At 69.2% G+C, this 15,309-nt stretch carries 11 protein-coding genes; 5 read left to right on the top strand and 6 right to left on the bottom strand.

Annotated elements, in window-relative coordinates; all coding sequences use genetic code 11:
• Positions 1-119: 119 nt before the first annotated feature.
• The 3 genes from ACIGII_RS09585 to ACIGII_RS09595 form a co-directional block, all read right to left on the bottom strand.
• Positions 120-2,042 carry a M56 family metallopeptidase gene (locus ACIGII_RS09585; protein ID WP_399637119.1) on the bottom strand — a complete coding sequence of 641 codons (1,923 nt, stop codon included), beginning with the start codon at positions 2,040-2,042 and terminating at the stop codon, positions 120-122.
• 3 nt (positions 2,043-2,045) lie between these two features.
• A complete protein-coding gene (locus ACIGII_RS09590) occupies positions 2,046-2,444 on the bottom strand; it encodes a BlaI/MecI/CopY family transcriptional regulator (protein ID WP_399637121.1) in 399 nt (132 codons plus the stop codon).
• A gap of 224 nt (positions 2,445-2,668) precedes the next feature.
• Positions 2,669-3,769, bottom strand: a complete 1,101-nt coding sequence (locus tag ACIGII_RS09595; RefSeq protein WP_399637122.1) for an SDR family oxidoreductase — start codon at positions 3,767-3,769, stop codon at positions 2,669-2,671.
• A 175-nt stretch (positions 3,770-3,944) separates the two neighbouring features.
• Between ACIGII_RS09595 and ACIGII_RS09600 the strand changes: the two genes are divergently transcribed.
• Positions 3,945-4,286: a hypothetical protein gene (locus ACIGII_RS09600; protein WP_399637125.1), complete on the top strand. Its 342-nt coding sequence runs from the start codon at positions 3,945-3,947 to the stop codon at positions 4,284-4,286.
• 237 nt (positions 4,287-4,523) lie between these two features.
• On the opposite strand, the gene ACIGII_RS09605 is transcribed toward ACIGII_RS09600, so the two are convergent.
• Positions 4,524-5,579: a DNA topoisomerase IB gene (locus ACIGII_RS09605; RefSeq protein ID WP_399637127.1), complete on the bottom strand. Its 1,056-nt coding sequence runs from the start codon at positions 5,577-5,579 to the stop codon at positions 4,524-4,526.
• A gap of 136 nt (positions 5,580-5,715) precedes the next feature.
• Here ACIGII_RS09605 and ACIGII_RS09610 point away from each other — a divergent pair, with 136 nt between their 5' ends.
• The 3 genes from ACIGII_RS09610 (at position 5,716) to ACIGII_RS09620 (ending at position 12,291) form a co-directional block, all read left to right on the top strand.
• Complete coding sequence (locus ACIGII_RS09610; RefSeq protein ID WP_399637129.1) at positions 5,716-6,132, top strand: I78 family peptidase inhibitor; 417 nt, start codon at positions 5,716-5,718, stop codon at positions 6,130-6,132.
• Positions 6,133-6,310: 178 nt separating this feature from the next.
• Complete coding sequence (gene gltB, locus ACIGII_RS09615; protein ID WP_399637132.1) at positions 6,311-10,765, top strand: glutamate synthase large subunit; 4,455 nt, start codon at positions 6,311-6,313, stop codon at positions 10,763-10,765.
• Positions 10,766-10,845: 80 nt separating this feature from the next.
• Entirely contained in the window at positions 10,846-12,291 is a 1,446-nt protein-coding gene (locus tag ACIGII_RS09620; RefSeq protein WP_399637135.1) for an FAD-dependent oxidoreductase, read from the top strand.
• 52 nt (positions 12,292-12,343) lie between these two features.
• Here the strand turns inward: ACIGII_RS09620 and ACIGII_RS09625 are convergent, their stop codons facing one another.
• Positions 12,344-12,616, bottom strand: coding sequence for a hypothetical protein (locus ACIGII_RS09625; protein ID WP_399637137.1), 273 nt, complete (start codon positions 12,614-12,616; stop codon positions 12,344-12,346).
• 292 nt (positions 12,617-12,908) lie between these two features.
• On the opposite strand from ACIGII_RS09625, the gene ACIGII_RS09630 reads away from it, so the two are divergent.
• On the top strand, positions 12,909-13,787 hold the full coding sequence (locus ACIGII_RS09630; RefSeq protein WP_399637138.1) for a methylglyoxal synthase: 879 nt from the start codon (positions 12,909-12,911) through the stop codon (positions 13,785-13,787).
• Between the two features lie 699 nt (positions 13,788-14,486).
• Here ACIGII_RS09630 and ACIGII_RS09635 read toward each other — a convergent pair.
• A complete protein-coding gene (locus tag ACIGII_RS09635) occupies positions 14,487-15,269 on the bottom strand; it encodes a M48 family metallopeptidase (RefSeq protein WP_399637141.1) in 783 nt (260 codons plus the stop codon).
• Positions 15,270-15,309 lie beyond the last annotated feature (40 nt).

Below are 15,309 nucleotides of genomic sequence, written 5' to 3' on the forward strand. Positions count from 1 at the left end.
TCCCGGGCCACCTTCAGTTTGAAACGCCTTTCGTATTGGATCATGAACAAATTCCAGAGGTTGGATGGGCGTCCAACTTCTGGGGGTCAGTTCAAGTGCGTGGCGCTACCCGGGGCGCTTTACCGCACCCGCTGCGCCGTGCCGTTGGCCAGGGCCTGGTCGATGGCACTGCGCACATCGCGCGCCACCTTCGCCGATGCCACGCTCTGGCGCGCTGCCAACGCCTCCTGCTGGCGGGCCAATCCTTCCTGCTGAAGCGCAAGCTGCGCCTGTTGCGCGGCGGCCTGCTCGATCTGCTGCTGGCGAACGTGCCCGCTGGCACGGCGTGCCGCGGCCGGGGCGTCCACCGTACTGCGTCCGGAGCGCGCCGCCTGGTTGGCCATTTCCGCCGCGTCGGTCGCCATGACGTCGCGGCTGGCCGCCAGCGCGTCAAGGCTGGCCTGCTGCGCGATGGTTGAGATGCGCTCGCCCAGGCGACCCTGCTGCTCGCCCAGCCGGCCCTGCTGCTCCCCCAATTCGCCCTGCGCACGGCCCAGCGCAGCGACTTCCTTCTGCGACTGGCTGAGCGAGCGGATCAGCGCCGGATCGCGGATCACGTAACGTTCGTTGCCGCGGCGCACCCACAACACGGATTCCCCCTTGCCCGTGTCGCGCTGCGACTGCTTCAGGTCAGCCATCGACGCGTCCACGAAGTTGTCCTCGCCCATCCGCAGCACGTAGGCCTGCGAGGATGAGTGCGACAGGTCGAGGCGCCCATGGGTTACCAGCGTGGTGCTGCTGTCGGTGTGATCAACCTGGTTGCGGCCCATCGCGTCCAGATGCGGGGCCGCCGGCGTGCGGGGTGCAGCCGGTGCGGCCGGCGCCGAAGGAGCGGCCGGTGCAGCGGGCGCCACTGCCGGGCGCGGTGCAGCTGCGGGTCGCGGCGTCGGCGCCGACGTGGTCGCCGCCGGTGCCGACGGTGGCTTCGGTGCGGCGGGCACGCTCGTCAGCGCCGGAACGGCCTCCAGGGTGGGCGGTGCGGGCGGTGCGGGCGGTACCGCCGCGACCAGGCGCAGCGGGGCCACGCCGATCAGCACGAACACGACCGTCACCGCCACCGACACCGCGCGTGGCAGCGAACCGGTCTGTTGCAGGGTCAGCAGTCGGCGCTTCAGCATGCGGAAGTTAGGCGATGCACTGGCCACGCCCACCGCCGGACGGGGCGCCACGCCCAGCTGCACGAGCAGGCGGCCATAGTCATGGCGGCAATGGCCATGACCTGCCACCACCGCGCTGTCGCAAGCCTCTTCGCGCGCCAGCGCGTACTCGCGCGCCGCCAGGTGTACCAGCGGATGGAAGAACAGCAGGTGCTGCGCCAGCGCGGGCAGCAGGCCCCACCACAGGTCGCGGCGTTGCAGGTGCACCAGTTCATGCGTCAGCGCCATGTCCAGATCATCCGCCGCCATCGCCGGCAGCTCGCGTGCCGGCAGCAGCAGCACCGGATGCCACGGCCCGATCAGCTGCGGCGAGGTGATCTGGGCGGAAATTTTCAGCTGCGGCGCGCTTGCCAGCCCATGGGCTTCGGCGGCCAGCTGCAGCGCCTGCTGCAGGTTGGAGTCGGTGCACGCCGCCGCGCTGCGCACCAGGGCGCGGCTCTGCCGATACGCGCGCAGGCTGTGCAGCAGCATCACCAGCACGCCGGCGGCCCACAGGGCGAACAGCGCCGTCTGCCAGGACAGCGCGGGCAGCAGCGCGCTCGCGACCGCCGGCGGCGCCACCTCCACCATCGCCCCGGTCAGTTCCATCTGCACCGGCACCATCGGCTGCGCAGCCATCGTGGCGGTGTCGATGCCCGGCGCGGGCAGCACGGCCAGTTCCAGCGGACTGCTCCACACAAGCCCCAGCACTGCCTGCAGCGCAACCAGCCACCAGAGACGGCAGCGCGTGGCCGCGGGCAGGCGCGGCAGCAGCCGGCACACGCCCCACACCAGGGCGACCAGCACGCCACTCTGCACGCTGGTCCAGGCCAGGCGGGTCAACAGTTCCATCATCGCGGTCTGCATGGCTCAGCCCTCCCGCTTGCGTGACTGCAGCTGCGCGACCAGCGCTTCCAGCTCGGCCAGTTCGCTGTCGCTGACGTCGGCCTTGTGCGACATGAACGCCACGAACGGCGACACCGAGCCCTGCAGGGTCTTCTCCACGAAGCTGGCCACCGCCCCTTGGACCACGCTGTCCTGTTCGCCGGTCGGCGAGTAGCGGTACACGCCCTCGACCTGTTCGCGTCGCAGGTAGGCCTTGCCGCGCAGGCGTTCCATCATGGTCAGCACGGTCGAACGGGCCAAACCGCGCTCCTCGCCGAAGCCGGCCGCCACTTCGCCCACGCTGGGTCTGTTCTGTTCGGTTATGTACTGCAGCAGGGCCAGTTCCTGGTCCCCGATGGTCTTGCCGCGCATGGCACACTCCATTGACTACACGTGTCGCCACCATGCCCGTGACTACAGATGTCGTCAAGTGCCGGACGGCGGCGGCCGACGAACGGTAATGGGGAAGCCGCCGCGTCGCGTGACGTCGGAAGACGCCGGTAGAGCGGACTGTTAGTCCGCTGGCTTTTCGCAGGGAACTCAATGCTCCCGCCAAAGGCAGCCGACTGACAGTCGGCTCTACCGCGTCGTTCCCTTCGGCCTGGCCTTTACCCCCTCGGACCGCCCATCACCGGCAGGATTACCCCGCTGATGTAGCTGGCGGTGACCGGCGAGGCCAGGAAGACATAGGCCGGCGACAGTTCCTCCGGCTGTGCCGGCCGGCCCATGTCGCTGTCCTTGCCGAATTCGGCCACGTCCGGCGCCTGCTTGTCGGCCGGGTTGAGCGGGGTCCACACCGGGCCGGGGGCCACCGCGTTGACGCGGATGCCGCGCGGCAGCAACTGGCTGGCCAGCGCCTTGGTGAAGGCATGGATGGCGCCCTTGGTGGACGAATAGTCGATCAGCGCCTTGCTGCCGAACAACCCGGTTTCCGAACCGGTGTTGATGATGCAGTCGCCCGCTTCCAGGTGCGGCAGCACCGCGCGGGCCATCTGGATGTAGCCGCCGATGTTGGTCTGCAGGGTTTCCTGCAGGTGTTCGTCCTCCAGGTCTTCCAGGCGTTCGCAGTGCAGCTGGAACGCGGCGTTGTTGACCAGGATGTCGATACCGCCGAACGCCTTGGCTACCTGCTTGACGGCCTTGTTGCAGAATCTGGGATCGCGCACGTCACCGGCGATCACCACGCAGCGGGTGCCTTCGGCGTCCACGTGCTGGCGGGTGACTTCGGCGTCGTCGTGTTCGTCCAGATGCAGGACGGCGACATCGGCGCCTTCGCGGGCGAACAGCACGGCCACCGCGCGGCCGATACCGGAATCGGCGCCGGTGATGATGGCGCGCTTGCCCTTGAGCTTGCCGCTGCCGACGTAGTCCGGCGCCAGGAAGCGCGGCGCAAGATCCAGTTCGTGTTCGTTGCCCGGCTTGGCAATGTGCTGCGCCGGCATGGTTTCAGGCTGCTTGCGGCTGCCGGCCTGGGTGGCCTTCTTCGTGGCCTTCTTGCTGGCCTTCTTCGCTGCGGCGCGCGCGTCCTTTGCCTTTTCCTGGTCCTGCAGGCGGCGCTGGCGGGCGGCCACGCGCGCAGCGCGCGGATCGGTAGCGGCGGCCTTGCGGGTAGCGGTCTTCACCACCGGGGTGCGCGTGCGCGCTGCCTTGGGTTCGGCGGAGGTCGCGGCGGGGGCGGTGCGTTTGCGGGTCTTCTTGGCCGTGGCCATGGTCAACTCCTTCGTAGCGTTGCCTCGATGCGGGTGGAGGGCGAGGCAAGGGCAGTGTGGCGTCCGGGCCGGTCGCATCCGGTGAATGGCATGTCGCCATGACGTGTACGGCTTCATCCGCCGCATACGCACGCAGCGGCATCGTGGGCGCCAGAATCCGCGCTGGAGTGCCCCCATGTTTCGTCCCCTGCTTGCCGTTGCCGCCGTGACCCTTCTTTCCGCCTGCAGCAGCACGCCGGTCGCGCAGGTGCAGCCCATCGATGGCGTCATCTCCGGCCAGTGCCACGTGGACAAGGTGCGTGGCGCCGTCGGCCTGGCCGCATCGGCCGCCACGGTTGAACGCGCGCGGGTGGACAGCGACAGCCTGGAGGTGGTGGTGGTGCGCGGGCAGCGCGCGGAGAGCGGTGCTACCGCCAGTGGGGCGGCGAACGCTGCGCCGGGTCCGGAAAGTGGCGGGCAGCGGCTGACCGTCGAGACTGGGCGTACCAACAACATTACCGCTGTTTTCTGCGGTTGATTGGGGCTGCCGGGCGCGGTTGGACCGCTTGGGCCGACCAACGGTCGGCGCTACCGGCCAGCCGTGGGGTTACCGGGGAGCCGTAGCGTTGCCGCGAGCCGTGACGTTACCGGGGAGCCGTGGCGTTATTTTGAAGGCGTGGCGCCATCGGGAAGCGGTGGCGTTATCCATGAGCCGTGGCATTACCGGCGAGCCGTGGCGTTATCGCGGGATGGCGGTGGACCTTGCCGGGCGGAATCAGCGGGCCTTGCGGGTCTTTTTTCGTGCCATGCGCAGGAACTTGAGCGTGGCCTGCTCCCACTGGCGTTCGCCGCGCAGGGTGGCCAGCGTCACCAGTGAACCGGCGCGCCAGCCGTCGAACACGCTGGGGTCGATGTAGGCCTTGCGGCACACCGCCGGCGTGTTGCCAAGGCGTGCGGCGACCTGGCAGATGACCTCCTTCTGCAATGCGGCCAACGCACGCTCGCTGGGCGATTCCGGCAGCGCGGTGGCCGCGAAATGGCGCAGCGCCGCCACGGTTCCGCCCCACGTGCGGAAATCCTTGGCGCTGAAGTCCTCGCCCATCGCGTCACGGAGGTAGGCGTTGACCTGGCCCGAATCCACCGGCTGCAGGGTGCCGTCGTCGTCGCGGTACTGGAACAGGGCCTGCCCCGGCAGCTGCTGGCAACGGCGGATCAACTCGACCAGGCGCTTGTCGCTGATCTCCACGTCGTTTTCCTGGCCGGACTTGCCGCGGAAGCGCATGCGCGCGCGCCCGCCGCGCACCAGTTCCAGATGGCGGTTGCGCAGGGTGGTCAGCCCGTAGGAGCGGTTGTCACGGGCATATTCGGGGTTGCCCACGCGGACCAGGGTCTCGGCCAGCAGCGCCACCACGATGGCCAGGACCTTGTCCTGGGGGAACCCCGGCAGCTTGAGGTCGCGGCGCAGGCGCCGACGTAGCTTGGGCAGTGCCTGGCCGAAGGCGATGACCCGGTCGAACTTGCCATCGCCGCGCACCCGCGCCCAGTCCGCGTGGTAGCGGTACTGCTTGCGCCGGCGCGCGTCGCGCCCGGTGGCCTGCAGGTGGCCGTTGTCCAGGGCGCAGATCCACACCTCGGTATAGGCCGGGGGGATGGCCAGCGCGCGGATCCGGGCCAGGGTGGACGCATCGCGCACCGCGTGCCCGTCGGCATCGCGGTAGCTGAAGCCTTTGCCTGCCTTGCGCCGGGCAATCCCGGGCTGGTCGTCGCTGACATAGCGCAGGCCGGCCTGGCGGGCGGCGGCGACTTCGGGGGTGGCAAGGCGTGCGGGCATGGAGGCAGCTGCGGAAACGGGCCTGCAGTGTGGTGGGTGGCGCAGCGATGCCGCGTCAATAACAGAAGACAAACACCTCACGCGGCGGCTCGGGATATGCTCTTGCCCTTCCTGGTTTCAATCTTCCGGAGTCTCGATGTCGTCCTTGTCGTCCCGCCGCGTGCTGCCCTCCACCGCTCCCAGACTCCTGGGTGCTCTCCTGCTCCCGACCGTGCTGCTGCTGTGCGCCTGCAAGGCCCCGCCGATGGACGAACAGGACGCGGTCGGTGCCCACGCACAGAAGGCGGCGGAAGAAGCCGCCGCGCCGGCCGATGCCACCGCGGGCAAAGCGACCGAAGCGCCGCCGGTCGGCAACTGCGACGCCAACCAGGTGCAGAGCCTGATCGGCCAGACCTTCAACGATGAAATCGGCGGCCAGGCCCAGCAGGACGCCAGCGCCCGCGAACTGCGCGTGCTCAAGCCGACCGACATGACCACCATGGAATTCGTGGGCGAGCGCCTGAACGTGGAGATCGACGAAAACGGCGTGGTCACCGGCGTGCGCTGCGGCTGAATTGGCAGCACCTAAAACCGGGCGGATCGCCCGGTTTCCAACGGGTTTGGTTGCGCGTGCAACCGTGTATTGCGGCGTTGCAACAACTGTGATCTAGTCGAAGCATCCGGTGCCTCCAGATGCGCTCAACGGATTGAGCGGGGACGAGTGTCGCCGCTCACCCGACTTTGAGGCAGAGATGGCCCCCCGCAACCGCCAAGGGCTTTACGACCCGCAAGACGAACGCGATGCCTGTGGTTTCGGCATGGTGGCGCAACTGGATGACCAGCCCTCGCGGCTGCTCGTGGATACCGCCATTGCCGCGCTTTCGCGCATGACCCACCGCGGTGGCGTGGCCGCCGACGGCGTCACCGGTGATGGGTGCGGCCTGCTGCTGCGCCGCCCGGATGCCTTCCTGAAAGCACTCGCAGCGGAAGCCGGCATCCAGCTCGGTGCGCGGCATGCTGCGGGCGTGGTGTTCCTGCCGCACGATGCCACTGCCGCGCAGGCCTGCCGCGACACGCTCGAACAGCAACTGCGCGACGCCGGCTGCCAGCCGCTGGGCTGGCGCGTGGTGCCGACCGACCCCAGCGTGTGCGGCCAGCTGGCGCGCGATACCCTGCCCCACATCGAACAGGTATTCGTCGATGCCGGCCATGGCCAGGACGAAGCCGCCTTCACCCTGGCGCTGTTCCTGGCCCGCCGCCGCAGCGAACAGCAGCTGCGCGAACACGCCGACTACTACGTCACCACGCTCAGCCCCAACGCGATCAGCTACAAGGGCATGGTGCTGCCGGACAAGCTGAGCCGGTTCTACCCGGACCTGCAGCGCAACGACCTGGCCTCCAGCGCCATCGTGTTCCACCAGCGCTTCTCCACCAACACGCTGCCGCGCTGGCCGCTGGCGCACCCGTTCCGCATGCTCGCCCACAACGGTGAGATCAACACCATCGAAGGCAACCGGCGCTGGGCGCAGGCGCGCAGCAAGGTGTGGAAGACCCCGCGCTTCGACATCGGCGAGTTCGATCCGGTGATCTCCATGCACGGCTCGGATTCGCAGAGCCTGGACAACATGCTGGAGCTGATGGTCAGCGCCGGCATGGAGCTGATCCAGGCGCTGCGCATCCTGGTACCGCCGGCAACCCAGTCGCTGGAGTTCAAGGACGCCGACCTGGCCGCGTTCTACGAGTTCTACGGCCTCAACAGCGAGCCGTGGGACGGCCCGGCCGGCATCGTCGCCTGCGACGGACGCTATGCGGCCTGCACGCTGGACCGCAACGGGCTGCGCCCGGCGCGCTGGATGCTGACCTCCGACCGCCACTTCCTGGTCGCCTCCGAAGCCGGCGTGTGGGAAGTGCCGGCCGAACGCGTGGTGCGCAAGGGCAAGCTGGGCCCGGGCGAGATGATGGCCATCGACCTCAAGCGCGGCGACCTGCTGGATTCGGATGCGATCGACCGCATCAACCGTGGCCGCGCGCCGTACAAGCAATGGCTGCAGCAGGGCGTGACCTACCTGCAGACCGAACTGATCGACCCGTCGCTGGTGGAAGAACCGTTCGACGAACGCACCCTGCGCAGCTACCACAAGCTGTTCCAGCTCAGCACCGAGGAAGTGGAGCAGATCCTGCGCCCGCTGGCCGAGACCGAGCAGGAAGCCACCGGCTCGATGGGCGATGACACCCCGATGGCGGTGCTCAGCCAGCAGAGCCGCCCCCTGTACGACTACTTCCGGCAGGCCTTCGCGCAGGTCACCAACCCGCCGATCGACCCGCTGCGGGAAGACTGCGTGATGTCGCTCACCACCCAGCTCGGCAAGGAGACCAACATCTTCCATGCCGGCGCGGAGACGGTGAACCACGTCATCCTCAATTCGCCGGTGCTCAGCCAGCGCAAGCTGCGCCAGCTGATCAAGATGCCGCAGTACGTGGACCGCAATCGGCTCATCGACCTGTCCTACAGCCTGGACGAAGGGCTGAAGGCGGGTATCGAGCGCATCTGCGCCGAAGCCGAAGCAGCCGCGCGCGAAGGCATCGTCATGCTGCTGCTCAGCGACCGCTACCCGGTGGCCGACCGCCCGATGGTGCATGCGCTGCTGGCCACCAGTGCGGTGCACCACCACCTGTCCAACGCCGGGCTGCGCTGCGACGTCAACCTGATCCTGGAAACCGGCACCGCGCGCGACCCGCACCACATGGCCTGCCTGCTGGGCTTCGGCGCCACCGCGGTGTACCCGTACCTGGCCTACCAGACCCTGTTCGACCTGGGCCGGCGCGGCATCCTGCAGCTGAAGAAGGGCGGCGAGCAGTCGCAGATCGGCCGCAGCTACCGCAAGGGCATCTACAAGGGCCTGTCCAAGATCATCTCCAAGATGGGCATCTGTACCGTGGCCAGTTACCGCGGCGCGCAGCTGTTCGAAATCGTCGGCCTGGACGACGAGGTCGTTGACCTGTGCTTCCCGGAAACGCCCTCGCGCGTGGCCGGTCTCGGCTTCGCACGGCTGGACGACGAGGCCCGCGAACTCACCGTGCGTGCCTGGAACGACCTGCTGCGCCCGGACGTAGGCGGCGTGCTCAAGTACGTGCACGGCGGCGAGTACCACATGTACAACCCGGACGTGGTCATGACCCTGCAGCGCGCCGCGCGCAGCGGGGATGCCGGCGACTGGCAGCGCTACTGCGAGGCGGTGCACGGGCGCCCGGTGTCGGCGCTGCGCGACCTGCTGCAGCTCAAGGCTGCACCTACCCCGACCCCGCTGGACGAGGTGGCGCCGGCCGAAGACCTGTTCCGCCGCTTCGACACCGCCGCGATCAGCCTGGGCGCGTTGTCGCCCGAAGCGCACGAAGCACTGGCCATCGCCATGAACCGGCTGGGTGGGCGCAGCAACTCCGGCGAAGGCGGCGAAGACCCGGTGCGCTATGGCACCCACAAGCGCAGCAAGATCAAGCAGGTGGCCTCAGGCCGCTTCGGCGTGACCGCCGAATACCTGGTGAATGCCGAAGTACTGCAGATCAAGGTAGCCCAGGGCGCCAAGCCCGGCGAAGGCGGGCAGCTGCCCGGGCACAAGGTCAACGAACTGATCGCGCGGCTGCGTTATGCCAAGCCGGGCATCGGCCTGATCTCGCCGCCGCCGCACCACGACATCTATTCCATCGAAGACCTGGCCCAGCTCATCTACGACCTCAAGCAGGTCAACCCGGATGCACTGGTGTCGGTGAAGCTGGTCTCGCATGCCGGGGTGGGCACCATCGCCGCCGGCGTGGTCAAGGCCGGTGCGGACCTGATCACGGTGTCCGGCCATGATGGCGGCACCGGTGCCAGCCCGGTCAGCTCGATCCGCTACGCCGGCGTGCCGTGGGAACTGGGCGTGGCCGAATCGCACCAGGCGCTGGTGGCCAATGACCTGCGCGGACGCACCCTGCTGCAGACCGACGGCGGCCTGAAGACCGGCCTGGACGTGATCAAGGCCGCGCTGCTGGGCGCCGACAGCTTCGGCTTCGGCACCGCGCCGATGATCGTGCTGGGCTGCAAGTACCTGCGCATCTGCCACCTCAACAACTGCGCCACCGGCGTGGCCACCCAGGACGAGCGCCTGCGCGCGCAGTATTTCACCGGCCTGCCCGAGCGCGTGGAGAACTTCTTCCGGCTGCTGGCCGAGGAAGTGCGCGGCTGGCTGTCCTACCTGGGTGTGCGCTCGCTGGACGAGATCGTGGGCCGCACCGACCTGCTGCAGCAGCTGGAGGTCGCGCCGCGCCCGGGCGTCAAGGTCGATCTGTCGCGCCTGCTCAACCCGGCCCAGTACGGCGGCAGCCACTGCGCCGCGCAGCGCCTGTACGAATCGCCGGACAGCCTGGCCACGCAGATGGATGGCCTGCTGGCCCCGGCCATTGCCGGCAAGCTGGGCGGCGAACACCGCTTCCTGATCCACAACACCGACCGCTCCATCGGCACCCGCCTGTCGGGCGCCATCGCGCGCGCGCATGGCAACCAGGGCATGAGCGACGCGCCGCTGACCCTGCGCTTCCGTGGCACCGCCGGGCAGAGCTTCGGCGCGTTCAACGTGGGCGGCCTGCAGCTGGAAGTGGAAGGCGAAGCCAACGATTACGTGGGCAAGGGCATGGCCGGCGGCCGCCTGGTGGTACGCCCGCCCCGCGGCGCACGCTTTGAAGCCCGCAACACCGCCATCATCGGCAACACCTGCCTGTACGGCGCCACCGGCGGTGAGCTGTTCGCCGCCGGCCGCGCGGGCGAACGCTTCGGCGTGCGCAACTCCGGCGCGCTGGCGGTCATCGAAGGCGCCGGCGACCACTGCTGCGAATACATGACCGACGGCATCGTGCTGGTGCTGGGCAAGGTGGGCTTGAACTTCGGTGCCGGCTTCACCGGCGGGCTGGCCTACGTGCTGGACATCGACCGCGACTTCGTGGACCGCTACAACCACGAACTGATCGACATCCACCGCATTTCGGCCGAAGGGTTCGAGAACCACCGCCAGCACCTGCACACGCTGATCAGCCGCCACCGCGAGCTGACCGGCAGCATCTGGGCGCAGCAGATCCTCGACGAGTTCCGCGATTACGTGGGCAAGTTCTGGCTGGTCAAACCCAAGGCCGCCAGCATCGAGTCGCTCACCGACTCGCTGCGCCGCGCCGCGTGACGCCACGCCGGTTTCCGGACCGGCCCACTATTCGGTAGCGCCGGCCGTTGGCCGGCACCAGGAAATTCCAGGGCCTACACATGAGCCGCAAGCACGCTTTCCAGTTCCTCGACCTGCCCCGGACCATGCCGCAGCGCATTCCGGTGGAGCTGCGCACCTCCGGCGACTGGGGCGAGCTGTACGGCAAGTTCGGCAAGGAAGATGCCCAGTACCAGTCCGGTCGCTGCCTGGACTGCGGCAACCCGTACTGCAGCTGGAAATGCCCGGTGCACAACGCCATTCCGCAGTGGCTGCAGCTGGTGCAGGAAAACCGCATCCACGAAGCGGCCACGCTGTGCCATTCCACCAACCCACTGCCGGAAGTGTGCGGCCGCGTGTGCCCGCAGGACCGCCTGTGCGAAGGCAGCTGCACGCTGGAGGAATTCGGCGCGGTCACCATCGGCGCGGTGGAGAAGTACATCGTCGACACCGCCCTGGCCACCGGCTGGCGGCCGGACATGACGGCGGTGGAACACACCGGGAAGCGCGTGGCGGTGATTGGGGCCGGCCCGGCCGGGCTGGCCTGCGCCGACCGGCTGGCGCATGCCGGCGTGCAGGCGGTGGTGTACGACCGCTACGAACAGATCGGGGGGCTGCTGCAGTTCGGCATTCCCAGCTTCAAGCTCGACAAGTCGGTGATCAGCCGCCGCCGCAACGTGCTCGAAGGCATGGGCGTGCAGTTCCGGCTGGGCGTGGAGGTTGGCCGCGACATCACCTTGGACACCTTGCTGACCGACTACGACGCGGTGTTCGTCGGCACCGGCGCGTACCGCTACACAGACGGTGGCCTGCCCGGCCAGGACCTGAAGAACGTGCTGCCGGCCTTGCCGTTCCTGGTGCAGAACAGCCGCATTGTCGGCGGCAGCGATGCCCACGGCCGTCCGATTGCCGGCTGGGAAGACACCCTGGCCCTGCCCGATCTGGAAGGCAAGCGCGTGGTGGTGCTGGGCGGCGGCGACACCGGCATGGACTGCGTGCGCAGCGCGGTGCGGCTGGGCGCGGCGCGGGTGACCTGCGCCTACCGCCGCGACGAGGCCAGCATGCCCGGCTCGGCGCGCGAGGTGGCCAATGCCCGCGAAGAGGGCGTGCGCTTCCTGTTCAACCGCCAGCCGCTGTCGATCGAGGCCGGTGCCGATGATGAAGCGATCGGGGTAACCGTGGTGGAAACCCATCTGGGCGAACCGGACGCGCAGGGCCGGCGCAGCGCGGTGCCGATCGACGGCAGTGAGTCGCTGCTGGAAGCGGACGTGGTGATCATCGCTTTCGGGTTCTCGCCCACCGCACCGGCGTGGCTCACCGCGCAGGGCGTGGAAGCCGGCAGCAATGGTCGCATCCTCGCCGGTGGCAGCGGCCGCCTGCCGTTCCAGACCGCCCACCCGAAGCTGTTCGCCGGCGGCGACGCGGTACGCGGTGCGGACCTGGTCGTGACGGCCGTGGCCGAAGGCCGTGACGCCGCAGCGAGCATCGTCACGCTGATCAGCGCCTAGCGCCGGCGGATATCCGTGGGCCGGCCGTTGGCCGGCCCGCGCAGCGCTCGCATCAGGCTGCTGCCCGCAAACCAGCGCGTTCGATCTCCAACGCCAACAGCAGCTGGATCTCATCCAGCTGGTCGCGGATGCGGGCATTGCCCGCGTCGTCGTCGTGGTCGCACGCGATATGCGCGTCCAGCATGCGCGCCAGCCCCACCAGCAGCACGTCGGCATCGCCGTGGGCGGCATGGCGCAGCAGGCGACCCAGCGCGCGGATGCGGGCACTGCGATCGTGGGTCAGCATCTGCACGGGCGATACGGCGGGGGAAGCGGTCAAGGGCATGCGGGAAAGCCGGGTGGCATAGGGCGGGCGCCAATGTCGGTTATGACCCCTATTGGGGGCCATGCAATTTTTACGAAAAGGCGTGAAGGCGGTCGGGGGCGCGGCGCCGCCGGGTTGTGCGTGGGACACGCATGGCGTGTCGCTACGCAGCACCGCGACACGCCCCGATGCCGGCACCCGCACCCTTGCGCGCCCGCGTAGCGACACGCCACGCGTGTCCACGTAGCGCTGGCGATCCAGGCGACACAAAATGCGCCATAGAATGTCGCTTCCAGCTCAACCAAGGATCCTCATGCGCATCGGCCTGGCCGCCAATCGGCTGCACCACCACGACAAGCACGCCGCCCTGTTCCGCTGGCTGCGCGCCAGCGACACCGGGCTGCGCGAGCTGGGCGTGGAACTGCATGCGGTCGGGCGCACCTACGATGCCATCCAGCGGCTGGGCTTCCTGCCCGACTTCCCCGCCCTGCGCCGCTATCCCAACGGACGCGAGGGCGGGCTGATGAAGCTGGTCGCCGAGGTGGTGGGCATGGGGACGCCGGAGCGCACCCTGGACGGCGCGATCTACCTGATGGACCCGGTCGACCCCTCGTCGGTGTTCCCCGAAGCCACCGCGCTCAAGCGGCAGTGCGTGATCCACGGCAAGCCGTTCATCTCCACCGTGGCCACTGCGCGCGATTGGGTGGAAGTGGAGCGTGTGCACGCCGGCCTGGCCGCCGACCCGGGCGCCAACGACCTGCATGCCTTCGAGCAGCAGACCCTGGCGCTGATCGCGCACGATGCAATGAAGCCGGCCATGCTGGCCTTCGCCGATGAGCATTTCGACCTGCTGTCGCGCTTCCGCAGCCGCATGGGCACCGGCACGACCGGCCAGCGCCTCAACGAACTGGCCTGGAGCCGCGGCTGGGCCCGGGACCAGGAATGGGTCAGCCGCTACCAGAGCGGCCCGATGGGCGGCGACGCGCAGATCGCCGACCAGGTACTGGAAGGCCGCTGCCAGCGCGCGATCTTCTTCGAAGACCCGCACGTGGCGCGCCAGCACGAGGCCGACATCCAGCTGCTGGAGCGTGCGGTCACCACCGTGACCGACCAGGCCGTGTGCATCACCGCCCCCCGCGTGGCGGCGCGCTGGGCGCAGGCGGCCGCGCTGCGCGCGCAGCCGTCGCGCTGATCGCACGCCGCATCCTCTGATTCGCGGCGGGTAGCCAAAGGCGCTGCCGTTGCATCGCCTCGCGCGGCGAAAGCATGCACGCCCTGCCCCCGCCGCCAGTCGCTTCGGCCACTGCGGCCATCGGCACTGGCGATGTAGCTGCCGCACCAATGGTCCTCGCTTTCGCGTCGATCCATCCCATGCGCGGCGATGCTGCCCTGGCGGCGCCCGGTTTCGCGGAACAGCAGGCGGAAGCGCTTGCGATGGAACACGCTGCCATACAGGCCGCCGCTGACCTCCACGCGTGGGCGTTCCGGCCCCCGCAGCGGCCGCAACGGCCCGTGGCCCGCACGCCACTGCACGCATTCGGCAACCCCTTCCACGCGCGTGCCGCTCTGCGACAGCATCACCAGGTACACCGCGTCGACCGCGCCCCCGGGCGCATGGCGGGTCAGCGTCCAGACGCCGGACACGTCCGGCACCCGCGTGCGCAGCAGGGCCACCGTGCCGAGCACGGCGGCAGCGATCACGTTGGTGAGCACGTCGAAGGCAACGGAGGCCATCGTCGACATGGGCGTTCCGGGTGACGGCAGAAGCCGCCAGCTTCCCGCGCGCCATGCAGTAATCCCATGCAACAAGGTCGAAAGCAGCCACGCAGCGCGTGGCCCGGCGGCCGGATGCGTAGTGCCACGCCCTGCGTGGCAAACCACCGAAGCCGGGTTACAGCAGCTGCCGCAGCATCGCCTTGAGCCTGCGCCCTTCCAGCTGGAAGTAGTCCCGCTCGGCACGCCAGGCGGGGAAACGCTGCTCCACTTCCGCCCAGAACGCCGGCGAATGATTGGCCTGGATCAGGTGGCAGAGCTCATGCACCAGCACGTATTCGAACGCCGACGGCCGCCCCAGCACCAGCGCGAGATCCAGCGCCATGCTGCCATCCGGCGCCAGCGAGCCCCATTGCGACGACATCACCTTCAAGCGCAGCCTTGCCGGTGCGCGCGGCAGGCTGGGCAGGTAACGCGGCAGCCACTGGCCCACGTCGGCCCGGGTCTGCGCTTCGTAGAACTCGCGCAGCGTGCGCTTGACCGTGGCATCGTTGCCGCGTGCAGGCAGGTGCAGGCACGCCCCCTCCTCGTCCAGCGCCAGGCGCGCGTAGCGCCCGGTGTCCCAGCGCAGCGGCAGCAGTTCCCCCCGCAGCGGAAGCACCCCGGCCTCGCCGATCACCAGCGGCGGCGGCAGGTTCTGCGCCTGGTAGTTGCGCAGCTGCGTGGCCAGCCATTCCCGATGCTGCTGCAGGAAGCGTTCGCCCATGACCAGGCTGGCGCGTGGCGGCAGGGTCAGGCGTACACCGCGCTCATCCACGCTGAGCTTGATACGCCGCGCGCGCGGGTCGCGCACGCGCAGCACGTCGATCTCCGCGTCATCCTCCAGCCGCAGGCGCACGGTGTCGCGCTGCAGGGTCGGGGCGGCGGCCGGGGAGATCAGGCGGCGGAGGAATCCGGGCATGGGTACAGCATAGCGCCGACAGCGCGGCGGACATGACTGC

Source organism: Stenotrophomonas sp. NPDC077420 (assembly GCF_044543385.1).
Taxonomy (GTDB): domain Bacteria; phylum Pseudomonadota; class Gammaproteobacteria; order Xanthomonadales; family Xanthomonadaceae; genus Stenotrophomonas.

What these genes read in the sequence shown, in the direction of transcription:
- ACIGII_RS09595 (WP_399637122.1), bottom strand. Translation starts at nt 3,769, where the DNA reads ATGGCCACGGCCAAGAAGACCCGCAAACGCACCGCCCCCGCCGCGACC.
- gltB (WP_399637132.1), top strand. Translation starts at nt 6,311, where the DNA reads ATGGCCCCCCGCAACCGCCAAGGGCTTTACGACCCGCAAGACGAACGC.
- ACIGII_RS09605 (WP_399637127.1), bottom strand. Translation starts at nt 5,579, where the DNA reads ATGCCCGCACGCCTTGCCACCCCCGAAGTCGCCGCCGCCCGCCAGGCC.
- ACIGII_RS09585 (WP_399637119.1), bottom strand. Translation starts at nt 2,042, where the DNA reads ATGCAGACCGCGATGATGGAACTGTTGACCCGCCTGGCCTGGACCAGC.
- ACIGII_RS09620 (WP_399637135.1), top strand. Translation starts at nt 10,846, where the DNA reads ATGAGCCGCAAGCACGCTTTCCAGTTCCTCGACCTGCCCCGGACCATG.
- ACIGII_RS09635 (WP_399637141.1), bottom strand. Translation starts at nt 15,269, where the DNA reads ATGCCCGGATTCCTCCGCCGCCTGATCTCCCCGGCCGCCGCCCCGACC.
- ACIGII_RS09600 (WP_399637125.1), top strand. Translation starts at nt 3,945, where the DNA reads ATGTTTCGTCCCCTGCTTGCCGTTGCCGCCGTGACCCTTCTTTCCGCC.
- ACIGII_RS09610 (WP_399637129.1), top strand. Translation starts at nt 5,716, where the DNA reads ATGTCGTCCTTGTCGTCCCGCCGCGTGCTGCCCTCCACCGCTCCCAGA.
- ACIGII_RS09625 (WP_399637137.1), bottom strand. Translation starts at nt 12,616, where the DNA reads ATGCCCTTGACCGCTTCCCCCGCCGTATCGCCCGTGCAGATGCTGACC.
- ACIGII_RS09630 (WP_399637138.1), top strand. Translation starts at nt 12,909, where the DNA reads ATGCGCATCGGCCTGGCCGCCAATCGGCTGCACCACCACGACAAGCAC.
- ACIGII_RS09590 (WP_399637121.1), bottom strand. Translation starts at nt 2,444, where the DNA reads ATGGAGTGTGCCATGCGCGGCAAGACCATCGGGGACCAGGAACTGGCC.